This is a genomic window from Streptomyces sp. GQ60, from assembly GCF_059758875.1.
Window position 1 is genome coordinate 405,764 of record NZ_JCAXEG010000004.1, and the last position, 20,504, is coordinate 426,267.

The 20,504-nt window shown below is 71.3% G+C and carries 15 protein-coding genes; 13 read left to right on the top strand and 2 right to left on the bottom strand.

What is annotated here, in order from left to right:
- Positions 1-26 precede the first annotated feature (26 nt).
- The 11 genes from AC6CKD_RS13280 to galE all read left to right on the top strand — a co-directional run bounded on the left by AC6CKD_RS13280 (position 27) and on the right by galE (position 14,693).
- A complete protein-coding gene (locus tag AC6CKD_RS13280; RefSeq protein WP_498327354.1) occupies positions 27-1,952 on the top strand; it encodes a TIGR03960 family B12-binding radical SAM protein in 1,926 nt (641 codons plus the stop codon).
- Positions 1,953-2,119: 167 nt separating this feature from the next.
- Positions 2,120-2,350, top strand: coding sequence for a type II toxin-antitoxin system VapB family antitoxin (locus tag AC6CKD_RS13285; protein ID WP_498327355.1), 231 nt, complete (start codon positions 2,120-2,122; stop codon positions 2,348-2,350).
- Positions 2,338-2,769, top strand: a complete 432-nt coding sequence (locus AC6CKD_RS13290) for a PIN domain nuclease (RefSeq protein WP_498327356.1) — start codon at positions 2,338-2,340, stop codon at positions 2,767-2,769. The genes AC6CKD_RS13285 and AC6CKD_RS13290 overlap by 13 nt, the downstream gene beginning before the upstream one ends.
- Positions 2,770-2,819: 50 nt before the next feature.
- On the top strand, positions 2,820-3,908 hold the full coding sequence (locus AC6CKD_RS13295) for a hypothetical protein (RefSeq protein ID WP_498327357.1): 1,089 nt from the start codon (positions 2,820-2,822) through the stop codon (positions 3,906-3,908).
- 136 nt (positions 3,909-4,044) lie between these two features.
- Positions 4,045-4,836, top strand: a complete 792-nt coding sequence (locus tag AC6CKD_RS13300) for a TIGR03936 family radical SAM-associated protein (protein WP_498327358.1) — start codon at positions 4,045-4,047, stop codon at positions 4,834-4,836.
- Positions 4,837-5,070: 234 nt separating this feature from the next.
- Positions 5,071-9,162, top strand: coding sequence for an Rne/Rng family ribonuclease (locus AC6CKD_RS13305; protein ID WP_498327359.1), 4,092 nt, complete (start codon positions 5,071-5,073; stop codon positions 9,160-9,162).
- A 487-nt stretch (positions 9,163-9,649) separates the two neighbouring features.
- Positions 9,650-9,970, top strand: coding sequence for a 50S ribosomal protein L21 (rplU, locus tag AC6CKD_RS13310; RefSeq protein WP_214950890.1), 321 nt, complete (start codon positions 9,650-9,652; stop codon positions 9,968-9,970).
- A gap of 13 nt (positions 9,971-9,983) precedes the next feature.
- The gene (rpmA, locus tag AC6CKD_RS13315) at positions 9,984-10,238 is read left to right on the top strand and encodes a 50S ribosomal protein L27 (protein WP_030013081.1); all 255 of its coding nucleotides are present in this window, start codon (positions 9,984-9,986) and stop codon (positions 10,236-10,238) included.
- Positions 10,239-10,418: 180 nt separating this feature from the next.
- Positions 10,419-11,861, top strand: a complete 1,443-nt coding sequence (gene obgE / locus AC6CKD_RS13320) for a GTPase ObgE (RefSeq protein WP_498327361.1) — start codon at positions 10,419-10,421, stop codon at positions 11,859-11,861.
- A 130-nt stretch (positions 11,862-11,991) separates the two neighbouring features.
- On the top strand, positions 11,992-13,614 hold the full coding sequence (locus AC6CKD_RS13325) for a glycosyltransferase family 2 protein (RefSeq protein WP_498327362.1): 1,623 nt from the start codon (positions 11,992-11,994) through the stop codon (positions 13,612-13,614).
- An 80-nt stretch (positions 13,615-13,694) separates the two neighbouring features.
- A complete protein-coding gene (gene galE / locus AC6CKD_RS13330) occupies positions 13,695-14,693 on the top strand; it encodes a UDP-glucose 4-epimerase GalE (protein ID WP_498327364.1) in 999 nt (332 codons plus the stop codon).
- Between the two features lie 66 nt (positions 14,694-14,759).
- Here galE and AC6CKD_RS13335 read toward each other — a convergent pair whose 3' ends face one another.
- A complete protein-coding gene (locus AC6CKD_RS13335; RefSeq protein WP_498327577.1) occupies positions 14,760-15,875 on the bottom strand; it encodes a glycosyltransferase in 1,116 nt (371 codons plus the stop codon).
- Between the two features lie 113 nt (positions 15,876-15,988).
- Positions 15,989-18,868 carry a bifunctional glycosyltransferase/CDP-glycerol:glycerophosphate glycerophosphotransferase gene (locus AC6CKD_RS13340; RefSeq protein WP_498327365.1) on the bottom strand — a complete coding sequence of 960 codons (2,880 nt, stop codon included), beginning with the start codon at positions 18,866-18,868 and terminating at the stop codon, positions 15,989-15,991.
- A 156-nt stretch (positions 18,869-19,024) separates the two neighbouring features.
- On the opposite strand from AC6CKD_RS13340, the gene AC6CKD_RS13345 reads away from it, so the two are divergent.
- Both AC6CKD_RS13345 and AC6CKD_RS13350 read left to right on the top strand, forming a co-directional pair.
- Positions 19,025-20,035 (top strand): glycosyltransferase family 2 protein, encoded by a 1,011-nt coding sequence (locus tag AC6CKD_RS13345; protein ID WP_498327366.1) that lies wholly within the window; start codon positions 19,025-19,027, stop codon positions 20,033-20,035.
- Positions 20,035-20,493, top strand: coding sequence for a GtrA family protein (locus AC6CKD_RS13350; protein WP_498327367.1), 459 nt, complete (start codon positions 20,035-20,037; stop codon positions 20,491-20,493). Before AC6CKD_RS13345 ends, AC6CKD_RS13350 begins: the two co-directional genes overlap by 1 nt.
- Positions 20,494-20,504 lie beyond the last annotated feature (11 nt).

Genomic DNA, 20,504 nt, shown 5'->3' on the forward strand with positions numbered 1-20,504 from the left:
CCCCCTGCCCGCTTCACGAAAGTCGCGTGATGACCGAGTCGGTCTTCCCTCAGCTTGAGGCCCTGCTTCCGCACGTCCAGAAGCCGATCCAGTACGTCGGCGGTGAGCTCAACTCCACGGTCAAGCCGTGGGAGAGCGCCGACGTCCGCTGGGCGCTGATGTACCCGGACGCGTACGAGGTCGGGCTCCCCAACCAGGGCGTCATGATCCTGTACGAAGTGCTGAACGAGCGCGAGGGCGTGCTCGCGGAGCGCACGTACAGCGTGTGGCCGGACCTCGAAGCGCTGATGCGCGAGCACAAGGTGCCGCAGTTCACCGTCGACTCCCACCGTCCGGTCGGGGCCTTCGACGTCTTCGGGCTCTCCTTCTCCACCGAGCTCGGCTACACCAACATGCTGACGGCACTGGACCTCGCGGGCATCCCGCTGGAGGCGAAGAACCGTACGGTCGACCACCCCATCGTGCTCGCGGGCGGCCACGCGGCCTTCAACCCCGAGCCGATCGCGGAGTTCATCGACTGCGCGATCATCGGTGACGGCGAGCAGGCCGTCCTCGACATGACCGAGATCATCCGCGCGTGGAAGGCCGAGGGCCGCCCGGGCGGCCGCGAGGAAGTCCTCCTGCGCCTCGCGAAGACCGGCGGCGTCTACGTGCCGGGCTTCTACGACGTCGAGTACCTGCCGGACGGCCGCATCGGCCGCGTGGTCCCGAACCGCTCCGGCGTGCCGTGGCGCGTGTCCAAGCACACGGTCATGGACCTCGACGAGTGGCCCTACCCCAAGCAGCCCCTGGTCCCGCTCGCCGAGACCGTCCACGAGCGGATGTCCGTGGAGATCTTCCGCGGCTGCACCCGCGGCTGCCGCTTCTGCCAGGCCGGCATGATCACGCGCCCCGTGCGGGAGCGAAGCATCACCGGCATCGGCGAGATGGTGGAGCGCGGCCTCAAGGCCACGGGCTTCGAGGAGGTCGGCCTGCTGTCCCTCTCCTCGGCGGACCACACCGAGATCGCGGACATCGCCAAGGGCCTGGCCGACCGCTACGCGGACGACAAGGTGGGCCTGTCCCTCCCGTCGACCCGCGTGGACGCGTTCAACGTGGACCTGGCCAACGAGCTGACCCGCAACGGCCGCCGCTCCGGTCTGACCTTCGCCCCCGAGGGCGGCTCCGAGCGCATGCGCAAGGTCATCAACAAGATGGTCTCGGAAGAGGACCTGATCCGTACGGTCGCCACGGCGTACGGCAACGGCTGGCGCCAGGTGAAGCTGTACTTCATGGTCGGCCTGCCGACCGAGACCGACGAGGACGTGCTCCAGATCGGCGACATGGCGGTCAACGTCATCGCCAAGGGCCGCGAGGTCTCCGGCCAGAACGACATCCGCTGCACCGTCTCGATCGGCGGCTTCGTCCCCAAGCCGCACACCCCCTTCCAGTGGGCCCCGCAGCTCTCGGCCGAGGAGACGGACGCCCGCCTCGGCAAGCTCCGCGACAAGCTCCGCGGCGACAAGAAGTACGGCCGCTCCATCGGCTTCCGCTACCACGACGGCAAGCCCGGCATCGTCGAGGGCCTCCTGTCCCGCGGCGACCGCCGCATCGGCGACGTCATCCGCGCCGTGTACGAGTCGGGCGGCCGCTTCGACGGCTGGCGCGAGCACTTCTCGTACGACCGCTGGATGCAGGCGGCGGAGAAGACCCTCCCCGCCTACGGCGTCGACGTGGCCTGGTACACGACCCGCGAGCGCACCTACGAGGAGGTCCTGCCGTGGGACCACCTCGACTCCGGCCTGGACAAGGACTGGCTCTGGGAGGACTGGCAGGACGCCCTCGACGAGACCGAGGTCGAGGACTGCCGCTGGACCCCGTGCTTCGACTGCGGCGTCTGCCCGCAGCTGGACACCAGCATCCAGATCGGCCCGACGGGCAAGAAGCTGCTGCCGCTGTCGGTCGTGAAGTGACCTGCGGCTGAGGCCGGCCGGCCACCCCCGTCTATGCCCTCCACCGGGAACGGTGGGGGGCATATTCATTCGACCACCGGATTATCGTTCCTGCGGTTGACGGCTGTGGATATCCTTGAATGGTGCTCGGAGGAATACCCCGGGCCTGCTGCCAGGAGGTGGCCGGTATGGCCAAGACCGTGATCGACATCAACGAGGAAGCCCTCGCGCTCGCGATGGAAGCCCTCGGGACCACCACGAAGAAGGACACGGTCAACGGGGCGCTGGAGGAAATAGGAGCACGACTCCGCAGGCAGCGAGCTCTGGAAGCCCTCGTCAAGCTCGACGAAGAGGGCGCCTTCGACAAGGGGCGGGAGCCCGGATTCAAGGCGGAGGTGCGTGGGCCGTGGGGGAGCTGACCGAGGGCGACTTCCTGATCGACACCTCTGCAGCGCACCGGATCACCCTCCCGGGGCCGTTCTCCACCTGGCGTCCGGCGCTGGCCGCCGGACGCATCGGCATGTGCGCGGTAACCGAGGTCGAGGCCCTGTACTCCGCCCGCTCGTCGGCCCAGTACACGCAGATGCGGCAAGCGTTCACGGACCTGTACGCGTGGCACGAGATTCCGGACGACGTCTGGGCGAGGGTCGGCGCCGCGCAGAGCGCCCTGGCTGAAGCCGGGTGCGTGCGCTCCGCAGGAGTCGTCGACCTGGTCGTGGCAGTCACCGCCGCGCGCCACCGCCTGACGGTGCTGCACTACGACCGGGACTTCGAGACGCTCGCCAAGCACATCGAGCTGCGCACCCGTTGGCTCGCGGAGCCGGGCTCCATCGACTGAAAGGGAGGCCCCGGCGCAACGGTGCGCGGCCGTGGTGTGTCCTTAGCGGTATGGAACTGGAGAAGGCGCCGCTAGCGCCGCAGGGGGACGGCTGTCTGGTGGGGGCCGTGCGGCTTCCCGTCAGGATCGTGGCGGTGCTGGTCGTGCTGCCCCTGCGGGTGGTCTGGGATCTGCTCGTCGCCTTCGCGCGGATGCTGAACCGGACCGTCCTCGGGCCGCTGGGGCAAGGATCGCGGTGGTTCTGGGAGCGGGCCGTGCTGCCGGTGCTGCGGGGGGCCGGGTGGCTGATTGTGGCCCTGTTCAAGCTGGTCTTCTACTGGCCCTGGGTGGGTCTCTGGCGGTACGTCGTCTTCCCGGTGGGGCAGGCCGTCTACGCGTATCTGCTGCGGCCGGCGGCCACGGGGCTCTGGCGGTACCTGCTGGTCCCGGTCTGGGAGTACGGCCTGCTGCCCGCCGGGCGGGGCATCGCCCGGCTGCTGGCGGGCGCGGTCCGGTACCTGCTCGTGCTGCCGGCGGGCGCGCTGTACCGGTACGTGCTCGCCCCCGTCGGGCACGGACTGCGGTGGCTGGCCCGGGGGTTCGCGGCCGGCGTGGTCTGGCTGGCCAAGGCCCTGTTCGTCTGGCCGTGGGTCGCGCTGTGGCGGTACCTCGTACGGCCCGTGGTGGTCGGGGCGTGGCGGTACCTGCTGGCGCCGGTCGGGCGGGGGGTCTGGGCTTACTTGCTCGTGCCGCTCTGGCGGCTGCTCGTCGGGGCCTGGCACCTGGCGGGGCGGCTGAGCCGGGCGCTGGGGCGCGGGCTGGTGTGGCTGTGGCGGTGGGCCGTCGTGCGGCCGGCCGGATGGCTGCGCCGGCACGTGGTCACCCCGGTCGGGAACGCGCTGCGCGCCGGGTGGGACGTCGGCCGCCGGGCCGCCCGATGGGTGCACCGGCAGGCGATCGCTCCCGTCGGCCGTGCGGTCGGCCAGGTGTGGCGGACCTCCCGCCTCGCGGTGCGCGAGGCGCGGGCCGACGTACGGCGGGCGCTGTTCGGGGGGCCGCCCCGGGAACCGGCGAGGTCACGGGCGCGTACTCTGGGTAGTAACGGAGCCACAGGCGACACGCCCGCCAAGCAGATCCCGACGATCCCCCTGCACAAGTGAGCAGGGGTGAGCCGGAGGGCAGGCGAGGCCGGCCGGCCCCACAGACCTCAGGGCGACGCGCGAGCCGCGGAGCCCCGCACAAGGAGAAGAACCACTGGGCAAGCGACAGCCCGAAGGCCCGCCGCCCGCACCGGTAGTGCAGCGCATCCGCCTGCGCTACACCAAGCGCGGCCGCCTCCGGTTCACCAGCCACCGGGACTTCCAGCGTGCCTTCGAGCGGGCCCTGCGCCGCTCCGAGGTGCCCATGGCGTACTCGGCGGGCTTCACCCCGCACCCCCGCGTCTCGTACGCGAACGCCGCCCCGACCGGGACCGGCAGCGAGGCCGAGTACCTGGAGATCGCCCTCGCCGAGCCCCGCGACCCCGCGGTCCTGCGCGAGCTGCTCGACGAGTCGATGCCCGTCGGCCTCGACATCATCGACGCCGTGGAGGCACACACCTCCGGCCTCGCCGACCGGCTGACGGCCTCCGTGTGGGAGCTGCGCCTGGACGGCGTGGACCCGGCGGCCGTCGAGCGGGCCGTCGAGGCCTTCCTCGCGGCGGAGAGCGTGGAGGTCCAGCGGCGCACCAAGAACGGCATGCGGACCTTCGACACGCGCGGCGCCGTGGTCAGCCTCGAAGTGGTTCCCGTGACGGCTGTCGCAGAGGCTGATAGGCCGCTGGACAATGCTTGTGCGATACTGCGGCTGGTTGTTCGGCATCTGACACCTGCCGTTCGACCCGACGACGTCCTGTCCGGTCTCCGAGCCGTGGCCGACCTAACGCCGCCGGTCCCCGCTGCGGTGACCAGGCTGGCGCAGGGGCTCTTCGACGAGGAGTCCGGCACGGTGACCGACCCGCTCGCGCCCGACCGCGAGGCTGTCACGACCGCCCCATCCACGGCGGCCGCAACCGCCGACGCGAAGGCGCCGGAAGGTCCCGCCGCGTAGGGATCGTCGTCGTCGCGCAGCCCTGGGACTCGGGAGCCACCTGGGTCGGGCCGCGCACAGACCTGAAGACTTCCGCCAGGCCGTACGGACTACCACGTACGGAACCGGCGGCCATTGAACTGAGCTCCCGTGTGGCGAACGCGCCCCGGAGGCCGGTTCCGCGCTCATTACGCGGAGTCGTGCCGGACCGGAAGTCAGCCGCGGCGCCCGGGAGCGTGACGGGAGAAACCCCGCATGCTCAACAACGAAAACGACACCACCGCCAACAACGCGGCCGCCGACAACGGCAGCCCGAGCGACAACCTGCCGCCGCGCCGACGCCGGCGTGCCGCGTCCCGGCCGGCCGGCCCGCCCGGCGGTGCCGTAGCCGCCGCCGAGGCCGCCCCCGCACCCGTGGTGGCCGCGGTTCCCGCCGAGGAGGCCGCTCCGGCCGCCGCCCCGGCCCGTAGCCGTCGCCGTGCGACCCGCGCCGTGACCGCCCCCGAGGCGCCCGCCGCCGAGGTCCCGGTCGTCGAGGCGCCCGTGGCCGCCGCTCCGGTCGTCGAGGCCGTCGAGGAGTCCGCTGCTCCCGCGCCGCGTGCCCGTCGCCGTGCGACCCGCGCCGTCGCCGCGCCCGAGGCGCCCGCAGCCGAGGCGCCCGTGGCCGCTCCGGTCGAGGAGTCGGCCGCTCCGGCGCCGCGTGCCCGTCGTCGTGCGACCCGCGCCGTGACCGCCCCCGAGGCGCCCGCCGTCGAAGCGCCCGCCGCCGAGGCGCCTGTGGCCGCTCCGGTCGCGGAGGTCGTCGAGGAGTCGGCCGCTCCGGCGCCGCGTGCCCGTCGTCGTGCGACCCGCGCCGTGACCGCCCCCGAGGCGCCCGCCGCCGAGGTCCCGGTCGTCGAGGAGCCCGTGGCGGCTCCCGTCGTCGAGGTCGTCGAGGAGTCCGCTGCTCCGGCGCCGCGTGCCCGTCGCCGTGCGACCCGCGCCGTGACCGCCCCCGAGGCGCCCGCCGCCGAAGCCGTCGAGGCCGAGGCCCCGGTCGCCGCCGCCAAGGCCACCGTCACCGTGGCCGACGCCGTGGACTCCCCGAAGCGCGGCGGCCGTCGCCGCGCCACCCGTTCCACCACCGCTCCGGCCACCACCGCTCCGGCCACCACCGCTCCGGCCACCACCGCTCCGGCCACCGCCGCGCAGCCCGTGGCTCCGGCCGCCGAGGCCCCCGCCGCCGAGGCTCCCGCCCGCGGCCGCCGCGCCGGGCGTCCCGCCGTCGCCGTGTTCCAGGCGCCGGTGTTCGCCGAGCCGATGTTCCAGACCCCGGAGACCGCGGCCATGATGGCCGCGGCAGCTGCCGCCGCCGCCCCGGTCGAGGAGGCCGAGGAGGAAGAGGACCTCGACCTCGTCGAGGCCGAGGTCGAGGCCGCCCCGGCCCCGCAGCCCGCCGGCCGTCGCCGCCGCCGTGGTCGCGGCGCCGCCGCCGAGACCGCCGCGACCGTGGCCCCGGCTCCGGCCGCCGCCGCGCCGTCCGGCCCGGTCACGCTGGCCGACGTGGAGCTGGTCGAGGAAGAGGCCGAAACCGAGTCCGCCGAGATCTACGAGGACGAGACCGACGAGTCGGGCGACCGCCCGTCGCGCCGTCGCCGTCGCGGTGGCCGTCGTCGCCGTCGCGGTGAGGCCGCGGACCTCGACGAGTCCGCCGAGGAAGAGGCCGAGCCCGAGTCCGCCGAGGACGCCGAAGAGGCCGACGAGGAAGACGACGAGGAGAACGGCGCCCTCGGCTCCAGCTCCAGCCGTCGTCGCCGTCGTCGCCGCCGTCGCAGTGGTGACGGCGGTACGGACGCCGACGCGGCCGAGGACGACGGTGTGCGCACGGTCGTCAAGGTCCGCGAGCCGCGCCCGGCGCGCGAGCGCTCCGAGTTCGTCGCCGGCGGCTCCACCTCCTCCGACGAGGTCCAGTCCATCAAGGGCTCGACCCGCCTGGAGGCCAAGAAGCAGCGTCGCCGCGAGGGCCGCGAGCAGGGCCGCCGCCGCGTCCCGATCATCACCGAGGCCGAGTTCCTGGCCCGCCGCGAGGCCGTCGAGCGCGTGATGGTCGTCCGCCAGTCGGGCGAGCGCACCCAGATCGGCGTCCTCGAGGACAACGTGCTCGTCGAGCACTACGTCAACAAGGAAGAAGCCACCTCGTACGTCGGCAACGTCTACCTGGGCAAGGTCCAGAACGTGCTGCCGTCCATGGAGGCCGCCTTCATCGACATCGGCAAGGGCCGCAACGCGGTCCTGTACGCCGGCGAGGTCAACTTCGAAGCGCTCGGCATGGCCAACGGGCCGCGCCGCATCGAGGCCGCCCTCAAGTCCGGCCAGTCGGTCCTGGTGCAGGTCACCAAGGACCCGATCGGCCACAAGGGCGCCCGCCTGACCAGCCAGGTCTCGCTGCCCGGCCGCTACCTGGTCTACGTGCCCGAGGGCTCGATGACCGGCATCAGCCGCAAGCTGCCCGACACCGAGCGCGCGCGCCTGAAGACCATTCTCAAGAAGATCGTCCCCGAGGACGCGGGCGTCATCGTGCGCACCGCCGCCGAGGGTGCGAGCGAGGACGAGCTGCGCCGCGACGTCGAGCGCCTGCAGGCCCAGTGGGAGGACATCCAGAAGAAGTCGAAGCAGATCTCGACCTCTTCGCCGAGCCTCCTGTACGGCGAGCCGGACATGACCGTCCGCGTCGTGCGCGACATCTTCAACGAGGACTTCACCAAGGTCATCGTCAGCGGTGACAGCGCCTGGGAGACCATCCACGGCTACGTGAACCACGTGGCCCCGGACCTGGCCGACCGGCTGAAGCGCTGGACCTCCGAGGTGGACGTCTTCGCGACGTACCGGATCGACGAGCAGCTCGCGAAGGCGCTCGACCGCAAGGTCTGGCTGCCCTCGGGCGGTTCGCTCGTGATCGACAAGACCGAAGCGATGATCGTCATCGACGTCAACACCGGCAAGTTCACCGGTCAGGGCGGCAACCTCGAAGAGACCGTCACCAGGAACAACCTGGAGGCGGCCGAGGAGATCGTGCGTCAGCTGCGGCTGCGCGACCTCGGCGGCATCGTGGTCATCGACTTCATCGACATGGTCCTGGAGTCCAACCGCGACCTGGTCCTGCGGCGCATGCTGGAGTGCCTGGGCCGTGACCGCACCAAGCACCAGGTCGCCGAGGTGACCTCGCTGGGCCTGGTCCAGATGACCCGCAAGCGGGTGGGCCAGGGTCTGCTGGAGTCCTTCTCCGAGACCTGCGTCCACTGCAACGGCCGCGGCGTCATCGTGCACATGGAGACCCCGACCGTGGTCGGCGGCGGTGGCAACGGCAAGCGCTCCAAGCGCCGCGGTGGCCAGGGCGGGCACGAACACGACCACGAGACCGAGCTGCTGGACACCGCCGAGGGCGATGTCTACGAGATCGAGTCCGAGGCGGAGCTGGCTGCCGAGGTCGCCGCCCCCGTGGCGCTGCCCGAGCCCGCCTTCGTCGCCGACGAGGAGCTCTACAGCAGCCCGGCCGAGGCCGAGGCCGCTGCCGGAGTGAGCGGACGCCGCAACCGCCGCCGCGCCACTCGCAAGGCGACCGCCCCGGCGGGCGCCCCGCGCGGTGCGGCAACGGACCGTGCAGCGGCGGCCGCGGCCCCCGTGGTCGAGCCCGAGCCGGTCGTCGAGGCCGAGCCCGAGTTCGTCGAGGCCGTGGAGCCCGAGGCCGTCGAGACCGCTGAGGCGGTCGTCGCGGAGCCGGTAGCGGAGGAGGCCCCCAAGGGCCGCACCCGCCGTCGCGCCACCCGTAAGGCGACCGCTCCGGCGGGCGCCCCGGCCGAGGCCGTCCAGGCCCCGGAGCCGGTTGCCGAGGCCCCCGCGGCCCCCGTGGCCGAGCCGGAGCCCGAGGTCGTCGTCGAAGCCGAGCCGGTCGTCGTGGAGACCCCGGCCGAGCCCGCCGACGCCGCGCCGGCCCGTCCGCGTCGCCGTGCCACCCGCAAGGCCACCTCTCCGGCCGGTTCCCCGGCGGGCGCGGAGGCGGCCGTGCTGGTCGTCGAGACGCCGGTCGAGACTCCGGTGGAGACCCCGGCCGAGACCGTCGTCGAGGAGGCCGCCCCGGCGGCTCCCGCCAAGAAGGCGGTCCGCAAGACGGCCGCCAAGAAGGCGACCACGGCCGCGGCGAAGAAGGCCCCGGCCAAGAAGGCGGCGGCCGTGAAGAAGACCGCGGCCAAGAAGACGACGACGGCCAAGACGGCCGCGAAGAAGACGGTCGCGAAGCGGGCGACGAAGAAGACCGCGGCGGCCGAGCAGCAGACGCTGCCCTCCGTCTCGGCTCCGACCGAGGCCTGATCCAGGCCTGATCCGCGGATTCCGCTCCACCCGGCCCCGCCCCGGCACCGCATTCGGTGCCGGGGCGGGGCTTTGCCGCAGGATGTACGCCCAGGGCCGCCGCACGCCGCCACAAGGGCGCACCACGTCCCCGGTACGGAACGGGGCGGCCCGCCGGGCCACGGCACGACGGCGTACCCGTACACGGCCCGCGGGCGGCCTCCAACGGGTCACCGACCAGGCGGGCACCGTGTGGCCGGCCCCCGCCAGAGCCCGCGGGCGGCGCCGCGGGAAGGCGGGGCGGCCCTGCCGGGCTCCCGCTCCGGACCTCGGTTTGACCCCTCCGACCGGGCCCCGTAACCTAGGTCGCTGGCGTGTCTATGCGCACGCCAATCCACTGAGCACCTCACCTCCCGTACCGCCTCGCGGCTCGGGGGAGGCCGGCCTGCGGTTCCGCGGGGCCGGCTGGCTTCAGGGGTTCCCGAACTCGAGTGAGAGAGAGATCCGCGTGTACGCCATCGTGCGCAGCGGTGGTCGCCAGCACAAGGTTGCTGTCGGCGACATCGTTGAAGTTGACAAGATTCCCACTGCCAAGGTTGGCGACACGGTCGAGCTCTCGACCCTGCTCGTTGTCGACGGCGAAGCCGTGACCAGCGACCCGTGGGTCCTGGCCGGCATCAAGGTCCAGGCCGAGATCGTGGACCACCACAAGGGTGCCAAGATCGACATCCTTCGGTACAAGAACAAGACCGGCTACCGCCGTCGCCAGGGTCACCGCCAGCAGTACACGGCGATCAAGGTCACCGGTATCCCCGCGGCTGCGAAGTAAGAGGGACTGAGACATGGCACACAAGAAGGGCGCATCGTCCACCCGGAACGGGCGCGATTCCAACGCTCAGCGGCTCGGCGTGAAGCGCTTCGGCGGTCAGGTCGTTTCCGCTGGTGAGATCCTCGTCCGCCAGCGCGGCACCCACTTCCACCCGGGTTCGGGTGTCGGTCGTGGTGGCGACGACACGCTGTTCGCGCTGCAGGCCGGTTCGGTCGAGTTCGGCACGCACCGTGGCCGCAAGGTCGTCAACATCGTTCCGGCCGCCTGATTTCAGCTCCTGCTGAATCGGTAGTCGAAGCATCCCGAGGGCGGATCTCAACTCTTCCCGGCGTCAGCCGGGAAGAGAGGTCCGCCCTCGGCGCGTTGTCACATAGACACGTTTTAATGGGTAGCAAGGCCTACCCCCCGGGCTTTCCGGGACATTCCCGCTGTATCTGGAGGAACAACCATGACCACCTTCGTGGACCGCGTCGAGCTGCACGTCGCCGCGGGTAACGGGGGCCACGGCTGCGCCTCCGTTCACCGGGAGAAGTTCAAGCCGCTCGGCGGCCCCGACGGCGGCAACGGCGGCCGTGGCGGCGACGTCATCCTGGTGGTGGAGCAGTCGATCACCACCCTGCTCGAGTACCACCACAGCCCCCACCGCAAGGCCACCAACGGCAAGCCCGGCGCGGGCGACAACCGTTCCGGCAAGGACGGCGAGGACATGATCCTGCCGGTGCCGGACGGCACCGTCGTCCTCGACAAGGAGGGCAACGTCCTCGCCGACCTCGTCGGCCAGGGCACCACCTACGTGGCCGCCGAGGGCGGCCGCGGCGGCCTCGGCAACGCGGCGCTCTCCTCCGCCCGCCGCAAGGCGCCCGGCTTCGCGCTCCTCGGCGTACCCGGCACCGGCGGCGACGTCGTCCTGGAGCTCAAGACCGTCGCCGACGTGGCGCTGGTCGGCTTCCCGAGCGCCGGCAAGTCCTCGCTGATCTCGGTGCTCTCCGCGGCCAAGCCGAAGATCGCCGACTACCCCTTCACCACCCTGGTCCCGAACCTGGGCGTCGTCACCGCCGGCTCGACGGTCTACACGATCGCCGACGTCCCGGGCCTCATCCCGGGCGCCAGCCAGGGCAAGGGCCTCGGCCTGGAGTTCCTGCGCCACGTCGAGCGCTGCTCGATCCTCGTGCACGTCCTGGACACCGCCACCCTGGAGTCCGACCGCGACCCGCTCGCCGACCTCGACGCCATCGAGGAGGAGCTGAAGCTCTACGGCGGCGGCCTGGAGAAGCGTCCGCGCCTCGTCGTCCTCAACAAGGTCGACATCCCCGACGGCCAGGACCTCGCCGACATCGTCCGCCCGGACCTGGAGGCGCGCGGCTACAAGGTCTTCGAGGTCTCCGCGGTCTCCCGTACGGGCCTGAAGGAGCTGTCCTACTTCCTCGCCGAGGTCATCGCGAAGTTCCGCGCCCGTACGCCGAAGCAGGAGGCGACCCGCATCGTCATCCGCCCGAAGGCCGTGGACGACTCGGGCTTCACCATCACCTACGACGAGGCCGAGGACGTGTACCGCGTGCGCGGCGAGAAGCCGGAGCGCTGGGTCCGCCAGACCGACTTCAACATCGACGAGGCCGTCGGCTACCTCGCCGACCGGCTCAACCGCCTCGGTGTCGAGGCGGCACTGAAGAAGGCCGGCGCCCGTGCCGGTGACGGCGTCGCCATCGGTTCCGACGAGGACGCGGTCGTCTTCGACTGGGAGCCGACCATGATGGCCGGCGCCGAGATGCTGGGCCGCCGCGGTGAGGACCACCGTCTGGAGGCGCCGCGTCCGGCGACCACGCGCCGCAAGGAGAAGGAAGCCGAGCGGGATTCCGCCCAGAAGGAGTACGACGAGTTCCGTCCCTTCTGAACGGACCGTGGCTGAGGGCGACGGCCGGTTACCCGGCCGTCGTCACGGGCTCGTCACAAGATTCCGTTTATCACACGTTCGAGTGACCCGCCTTAAGGCCACCTTTACCACTGTGGCCTAGGATCCACGGGTGACGAGCACCCATACCCCCACAGTTGCCGTCGTCGTGATCGCGTACAACGATGCCGAACTCGTGAGTCAGGCCGTTTCCTCGGCTCTCGCCCAAGGTCCGGTTGTCGCGGAGGTCATCGCGGTCAACGACGCGTCCTCCGACGGCACGGGCGAGGTGCTGGACGAGCTGGCGGCCCGACACCCCCGCGTGAAGGTCGTGCACCGCACGGAGAACAGCGGTGGTTGCGGCACCCCGCGCAACGACGGGATCGCGGCCGCGACCGCCCCGTACGTCATGTTCCTGGACAGCGACGACGTCCTGCCCCTCGGGGCGGTGGACGCCCTGGTGCGCGCGGCCGGGGAGCACCGCTCGCCGGTCACGGTCGGCTCCTGCGTCCGCCGTGAACTGCCCGAGAGCCGCGACGTGCCCTGGGTGCCCGGCCTGTACACGCCGGGCGAGGTCATCGATCGCCCGGCGGACCGGCCGGAACTGGTCCGCGACACCCTCTGCGTGAACAAGCTGTACGAGCGGGCGTTCCTGGACATGTACGGGATCCGCTTCCCGGACGGCCGGTTCATCTACGAGGACTTCGTGTTCACCGCCCGCGTACTGGCGGCCCGCCCCCGCATCGCGGTGGTCGGCGACCTCGTCTACGTGTGGCACGTGCGCCGCAACGCCGCCCAGGTCTCCATCTCCCTGGACCGCAAGGACGTCGGCAACTGGAGCGCGCGCGTGGAGGCCCACCGCGTGGCCTCCCGGCTCATGACCGCGTCCTCGCCCGAGCTGGGCCGGGCCTGCCAGGTCAAGTTCCTGGAGTACGACCTGCGCATGTACCTGCGCGAGCTCGGCCAGGACCCCGGCTACCAGGCCGCCTGGTGGACGCTGACCCGTGACTACGTCGCCGGGTTCGCCGACGCCGACATCGAGGCCGCCGGGGCGCACGCCCGCTGGATCGTCCGGGTGCTGCTCGCCACCGAGGTGCCGCCCGCCCCCGCCGATCTGCTGCGGCTGACGCGCTTCGCCGCCGACCCGCCCCGACTGCTGCCCCCGTACGCGACCGGCCCGACCGGAGTGCCGGTCTGGAGCGACACGCTGCCGGTGGAGCTGGACGGGCTGGCCGAGCTGGAGACGGCGGAACTGCCCGTCACCATCGACGCCGAACCGAGCGGCTGCGCCAGGCTCCGGGTCCAGGTGCACGACCTGTACGGGCGCCTCGCCGCGGCCGGCCCGCGCACCGTCCAGTTGCGCTTCCAGCCCCGGGGCGACCTGGGGCACCCGCTGGTCGCCGAAGCCGTGGAGCTCGTCCCCACCGGGGACGGCCACGGGTGGACCGCGGAGGTGCCCTTCCGGCTGACCACGCTGGCGAGCCTCGGGCGGGGCGAGGGTCGGCGGGGCCTGCAGGCGTGGGACGTGAAGCTGAGCGTGGAGTGTGCCGACGGGAGCTCCGTACTCACCTCCCCGCGCCCCCTCAGCCGCCTGCTGCACCGGCGGGTGCTGCCCAGCAGCCGGTACGGTGTGCTGTTGGCGCAGCCGTACCGCACGACCGGGGGATCCCTGGCGCTGAGGCTCGCGCCGGGTGCCGCGGGTGTCATGAGCCTGGCCCGCCACCGGTTCCACCGGTCCCGCATACTGCGCGGCTAGGCGGAGCCCGGCCGGAGCGGAACCCGGCCGGACGGTGCGGCGCCGGACGAGACGTACGAAAGAGATTTGGGGAGACACGCATGACGTTTCTGATCACTGGTGGAGCCGGTTACATCGGGGCGCACGTCGTCCGCGCGATGCTGCTCGCGGGTGAGGAGGTGGTGGTGCTGGACGACCTCTCGACCGGCAACACCGCCCGTGTCCCGGAGGGTGTTCCGCTGGTGGTCGGTTCCGTGCTGGACCGGCAGTTCCTGGACGAGACCTTCGCCCGGCACCGCATCACCGGTGTGGTCCACCTGGCGGGCAAGAAGCAGGTCGGCGAGTCCGTCGAGAAGCCGCTGCACTACTACGAGGAGAACGTGGGCGGCCTCACCGTCCTGCTCCAGGCCGTGGCCGCGGCGGGCGTGCGCAACTTCCTCTTCTCCTCCTCCGCCTCCGTGTACGGGATGCCGGACGTGGACCTCGTCACCGAGGAGACCCCCTGCCTGCCGCTGAGCCCGTACGGCGAGACGAAGCTGGCGGGCGAGTGGCTGGTGCGCGCCGCGGGCAAGGCCCACGGCATCTCCACCGCGTGCCTGCGCTACTTCAACGTGGCGGGCGCCGCGACCCCCGAGCTCGCCGACACCGGGGTCTTCAACCTGGTCCCGATGATCTTCGAGCGGTTCGACAAGGGTGAGGGCGCCCGGATCTTCGGCGACGACTACGCGACCCCCGACGGCACCTGCATCCGTGACTACATCCACGTCGCCGACCTCGCGGAGGCCCACGTGGTGGCCGCCCGCAAGCTCGTCGAACGGGGCGCGCAGGGCGAGTACAAGGACCTCACCGTCAACATCGGCCGCGGCGAGGGCGTATCCGTCCGCGAGATGGTCGAGCTGGTGAACGAGGCCACCGGGCACACCGATCCCGCCTACGCGCCCGCGGTCTCCCCGCGCCGCGCCGGTGACCCGGCGAAGGTCGTCGCCTCCGCCGACCGGATCTCGGCGGAGCTGGGCTGGAAGGCCCGCCACGACGTGCGCGAGATGATCGTCTCGGCCTGGGAGGGCTGGGAGGCCCACCGCAAGGCCGCAAACGCGTAGAGCGTACGAAGAAGCCGCCCGCCCCGGAATCGACCGGGACGGGCGGCTTCGTCGTGCGCGGCGGGGTCAGCGCTCCAGGAAGGAGAACAGCTCCTCCCACCGGTCGGTGATCTCGGCGCTCGAGTACCGCTGCACATTGCGGAAGGCGGCGTCACCGAGCCGGTCGCGCAGTTCGCGGCCGGCCATCAGCCGGTCCAACTGCGCGGCCAGCTCCATGGTGTTGCCGAGCCGGGCCAGCAGGCCGTCCTCTCCGTGCGTCACGATCTCCCGGACGCCCGGCGCGCAGTCGAAGGCGGCCACCGGCACACCCGCCGCCATCGCCTCCAGCAGGGTGATCGGGAACCCTTCGGCGCGCGAGGCCTGGGCGAAGACGGAGGCTCCGTTCAGCGCGCCCAGCACATCGCTGGTGCTCCCCATCCACTGCACGGAGTCCCCCAGGCCGAGCCCGGCGGCGTGCGCCCGCAGGGTCGCCTCCTCCAGGCCGGCCCCGTAGATCCTCAGGACCCAGTCGGGGTGGTGCGGGGAGGCGTCCGCCCACGCGTCGAGCAGCAGGTCCATGCCCTTCTCGAAGGCGAGGCGGCCGACGCTCGCCACGACCTTCTCGGTGCGCGGGGAGGGGGAGGCGGGCATGAACGGCAGCGGGTTCGGCATGCTGGAGACGTTCTCCATGCCCGAACGGATCCAGAGGTCCGCGTCCTCGGGGGTCAGCACGAGCATGCGGTCGACGTCCCGGTAGTACCGGCGGACCCGCTGGCCCCGGGTGGACTTGTTGCAGGCCTCGAAGGACTCGTGGCTCATGCCGATGACCGTGCAGCCCTTGGTGTCGGCGAGGGCCACCCACTCCATCGCCCAGACCTGGGTGACGATCACCACGGCGCCGGGACGGGCCGCGCGCAGCAGCTCGCCGAGTTGGTCCGCCTTGGCCCGCATCTTCGCCCGGCGGGCCGCCTGGCGGCGGCGTTCGGGCGCGTTGAGCCGGCCCTTGATGCCGTGCAGTTTGCGGGCCGCCGGTGGGTGGGTTTCGTACAGCGTGGTCACGGCGTAGGGGAGGTCCTCCGGGAGCCGCTGGCGGATCTCCTCGGCGACGGGGGCGATGCCGACGACGTGGACCCGGTGCCCGCGGTCGGTGAACAGCCGGGCCATCTGGTGCGACCAGGTGGTCACACCACCGAGCTCGTCCACGCTGTTGGAGACGAGGAAGACGTCACGGCCGCCGACGGGTTCATCCCGGGTCTCCGGGGTTTCCGGTGCTTCCGGTGCTTCCGGTGCTTCCGGGGCGGTGGAAGGCTGCTGGCTCACTTGCCGCTCCTGGTGAAGAACTTCTCGACGATCTGCCGGGCCGCGTCCCCGCGGTCGTACTCGCCGAACTCGGCGAGGAAACGCTGACGCGCCTCGGCGTACTTGGCATCCGCCTCGTCGAAGGCGGCGAGGGCCTGGAGCAGTTCGTCCGCGGTGGCGACGACCGGGCCGGGGGCCTTCTCCTTGAGGTCGAAGTACGTGCCGCGGATGTCGTTCGCGTACTTCTCGTAGTCGTACGCGAAGAACAGCATCGGCCGGTCCAGGACCGCGTAGTCGAACATCACGGACGAGTAGTCGGTGATCAGCCCGTCTGCGAGCGCCAGCAGCGGCGTGATGTCGTGGTGCCTGGACACGTCGATGACCCGGCCCGCCACCGACGACGGCAGCGTGACGCTGTTGAGGTAGTGGGTGCGCACCAGCAGCGTGAAGCGGTCGCCGAGCCGGTCGGCGAACTCCTCCACGTCGAAGGGGAACTCGAAGCCCTCGACCGCGCCGTCCGCGTTCGCCCGGAAGGTCGGCGCGTACAGCAGCACCTTCTTCTCCGGGTCGATCCCGAACTCCCCGGCCAGCGGCCCGCGGACCCGCTCGCCGCTGTTCGCCTCGGAGCGGTGGGCCGCGACCAGGGCGTCGTTGCGCGGGTAGCCGGTGCGCAGCAGGACCTCGTCGCGCAGCCGGAAGCCCTTGGCGAGGGTACGGGCGTCGTGCTCGGAGCGGATCAGGAAGTGGTCGAAGCGGTCGACGGCCGCCTGGAAGCGGGCCTGGCCCGCACGGTCCTGCGCCTTGGTGCGGGGCTCGTGGAAGCCCATCCGCTTGAGCGCCGAGCCGTGCCAGGTCTGGATGTACGTGGTCCCGGGGCGCTTGGCCAGCGCCAGCGGGAAGCCCTGGTTGTCGATCCAGTACTCGGCCTGCGCCAGCGCCCGCAGGTAGGCCCAGCTCCAGCGCCGCACCAGGGTGGCCTCCTTGGGGAAGCCGGTGGGCTTGCCGCCCGCGTACGACCAGATCGCCTCGAACTGCACGCCGGAGCGCACCAGCTCCTCGTAGATCGCCTTCGGGCTGTCGCTGTACTGCTTGCCCATGTGGCTCTCGAAGACGACCGTGCCCTTCTTGACGGGCAGCTTCGAGAAGACCTCGTGGTAGACCTTCACCTTCTGCTCGCCCGAGCCGAGGTTGCGGCGGGCCCGCAGGGCCCTGCGCAGGCCCCGCTTGACCACGCCGGCGGCCTTGCCGTGCATCGCGCTGTTGATCAGCGTCTGGGTGCGCACGGCGGCGGCGCCCTCGGCGGTCAGGACGTAGGAGAGGTTGCCCTTCTTGGTCATCTCCGGCTCGAAGCGGTCGGAGACCAGCCGGGTCAGCCTCGGGCGCACGCGCAGCCGGGCCGCCTTCTCCAGGTCGACGCCGCCGACGGAGACGCGGGTGGTGAGCCGGTCGCCGCCCGCCGTCAACTTCAGGCGTACGTCCCAGACCGCGTCGATGATGCCGAGCGGGCGGACGGTGCTGCCGATGTCGGCCGTGGCCTTCCACTCGATCGTGTCACCGGCGTGGCGCACGGTTGCCACCGGGAAGCTGAAGGAGCGGACGCCGATCTGCCGTCGGGCCCGGAACTCCAGCGAGGCCTTCAGCTCCGCTTCGGGGCGGATCCGGCCCAGCGGGTTCACGACGGCGCCCGAAAGGGTGACCGTGCCGCGGCCGTCGTCCTCGTACGCGGTGAGGCGGTTGCCCAGCGTGAGGGAGGTGAGCGGCGCGCCGGCGTAGCCCTGGTCGGTGACGTCCAGTATCCGGCGGGCCTCGTCCGCGTCGGGGCCGTCGATGTGCCGGTCGCACCAGTAGACGCGGCCGTCGCGCTCGGCGAGGGGGGAGGTGAGCCGGCCCTGGTTGGTCATGGCGTCGGCGGCGGGCAGGAGGTTGTCCCAGTCCTCCTTGCCGAGCAGATAGGCGCAGATGGCCTGGAGGTTGGTGACGTTGTCGTACGCGGCCGGGTCGATGCCGGCCAGGTAGCCGTTGGCGAGCCGGGCGAACTCCTGGCGGTAGGCGTCACCGAGCAGGGGCAGGTCCCGCAGGTGGAGCACCAGGTCGTGCTTGAGGAACTTGGCGTCCTTCGCGGACTTGATCTCCGCGTGGCCCTCGGCCGCCAGCAGTTCGTCGACGCGGCGGTGGATCTCCATCCGGTGGACGAAGTTCTCGATCTCGTGGCGCCGGTTGCTGATCGACTTCGCGGAGGCCTTCTCGATCACGTTCCAGTAGTAGACGTGGTTCGGGATGAGCGTGATGCGGCGGGCGGCGACGTAGGCCTGCGCGGAGAACAGCAGGTCCTCGTAGTGGATGCCGACCGGGAACTCCAGGCCCTGCTCCAGCAGGAACGCGCGCCGGTAGCACTTGTTCGTGGAGAGGGTGTCGTAGACCAGCAGGTCCGGGAACTGGGTGATGGACTCCAGCGTGCGGGTGCGCGCGTAGATCCACGGGTACCACTCGGTGGTCTTGCCCCAGCGGCTGTCGAGGTGGACCCGGACGCACATGCCCGAGACCAGGTCGGACCCGGTCCGCTCGGCGGCGTCCAGCATGTTGCGGCAGGCATTGCGTTCCAGCACGTCATCGCTGTCCAGGAACATGACGTAGGTTCCGGTGGCCTGCTGGATGCCGTGATTGCGCGGGGCGCCGCAGCCCCCGCTGTTCTCCGGCAGCCGGAAGGCGCGCACCCTCCCCGGATGCGCGGTTTCGAGCTCCTGGGCGACGGCGTAGGACCCGTCCTTGCTGCAGTCGTCGACGATCACGACTTCGACCCCGTGCAGGGTCTGGTCCAAAACCGACTGGACGGCTGCCGGGAGACGCTCTGCGTCGTTGTAGACGATGACGACCACGGAGACGTCAGGCACGTGCACCTCGATCCCTCTGTTTCATTCCGCTTATCCCGTCAAAGCTACCGTGTGCCGCACTCACCCCCGGCAGGGCAACCACCGGCGTGCATACTTCTAAGGAAGAGGTGAGTGGCAGGTCCGGTCGCCGTAAATCACCCGTTCGGACCGCAGGAAGTGTTCATGAAGCTGTCTGTAGTAGTCCCTTGCTACAACGAGGAAGCTGTCGTCGACAGCTTCGACACGGAGATCCGCAAGGTCCTGGACGCCCTTCCCGTCGAGTACGAGGTCTGCTACGTCGACGACGGCAGCCGCGACGGAACCCTCGACAAGCTCCGCAAGATCGCCGCGCAGTACGCGGACCGGACCCGCTACGTCTCCTTCAGCCGGAACTTCGGCAAGGAGGCCGGCATGCTCGCCGGCCTGCGCGAGGCGACCGGCGACGCCGTGGTCATCATGGACGCGGACCTCCAGCACCCGCCCGAGCTCATCGCGACCATGCTCGACTACTACCGGCAGGGCCACGACCAGATCATCGCCCGCCGCACCCGCGAAGGGGACAAGAAGCTCCGCACGGCCCTGAGCCGCCTCTACTACCGCGGCATCAACCGCTGGGTGGACGTGGAGCTCACCGACGGCGTCGGCGACTTCCGGCTGCTGTCCCGCCCGGCCGTGGACGCGCTGCTGTCGCTGCCCGAGTACAACCGCTTCTCCAAGGGCCTCTTCTCCTGGATCGGCTTCGACACGGTCCACTTCGACTACCGCAACGCGCAGCGCGAGGCCGGCGAGACGAAGTGGAAGTTCGGCGCCCTGCTGAACTACGGCATGGACGGGCTCATCTCGTTCAACAACCGGCCGCTGCGCATCGGCATCTGGGTGGGCGTGTCGCTGGTGGCCCTGACGGGGCTCTACGCCCTGTGGATCGCCGTCATGGCGATGACCAACGGGGTGGACTCCCCGGGGTACGTCACCCTCGTCGCGATCATCGCGGGCCTGGGCGGCGTACAGATGATCATGCTGGGCCTGATCGGCGAGTACATCGGCCGCATCTACTACGAGACCAAGCGCCGGCCGCACTTCCTGGTGAAGGAGGCCCACGGCGCCGACCGGACGGCCACGTCCACGGACGTCCGGGACGTCCGGGACGCCCTGACGCCCGAGGCCCGGGCCGTGATCGCGGAGCGCAGCAACTGATGTCACGCACGAAGAGCGAGCGGCCCGCCACCGACCGGAAGGCCCAGCTCGGCCAGATCATCCGGTTCGGCCTGGTGGGCGGGGTCAACACCGGAACCTTCTACGTCCTCTACCTGCTCCTGCACCCGTGGATGCCGTACTTCGCGGCCTACTCCCTCGCCTTCGTGCTGGCGATGGTCGGCTCGTTCTTCATGAACACCTACTTCACCTACCGGACCCGGCCGACCTGGAAGAAGTTCCTGCTCTTCCCGCTGACCAACGTCACGAACTACGTGATCCAGTCCGCGGGCCTGTACGCCCTGGTGAGCTGGGCGGGCATGAACACCAAGATCGCGCCGCTGGTCGCGGCCGTCGTGGCCATCCCGTTCACCTTCGTCCTCTCCCGCAAGATCCTCATTCCCGGGACGGCCGGCGCGGCCGGGGAACCGGAGCAGACCCACAGCGCGTCCACGGTCTGAAACCGGAGGGC

Excerpts from the sequence above, each read along its gene's own strand:
- AC6CKD_RS13305 (WP_498327359.1), top strand. The coding sequence starts at position 5,071 with ATGCTCAACAACGAAAACGACACCACCGCCAACAACGCGGCCGCCGAC.
- AC6CKD_RS13295 (WP_498327357.1), top strand. The coding sequence starts at position 2,820 with ATGGAACTGGAGAAGGCGCCGCTAGCGCCGCAGGGGGACGGCTGTCTG.
- obgE (WP_498327361.1), top strand. The coding sequence starts at position 10,419 with ATGACCACCTTCGTGGACCGCGTCGAGCTGCACGTCGCCGCGGGTAAC.
- AC6CKD_RS13285 (WP_498327355.1), top strand. The coding sequence starts at position 2,120 with ATGGCCAAGACCGTGATCGACATCAACGAGGAAGCCCTCGCGCTCGCG.
- AC6CKD_RS13350 (WP_498327367.1), top strand. The coding sequence starts at position 20,035 with ATGTCACGCACGAAGAGCGAGCGGCCCGCCACCGACCGGAAGGCCCAG.
- rpmA (WP_030013081.1), top strand. The coding sequence starts at position 9,984 with ATGGCACACAAGAAGGGCGCATCGTCCACCCGGAACGGGCGCGATTCC.
- AC6CKD_RS13345 (WP_498327366.1), top strand. The coding sequence starts at position 19,025 with ATGAAGCTGTCTGTAGTAGTCCCTTGCTACAACGAGGAAGCTGTCGTC.
- galE (WP_498327364.1), top strand. The coding sequence starts at position 13,695 with ATGACGTTTCTGATCACTGGTGGAGCCGGTTACATCGGGGCGCACGTC.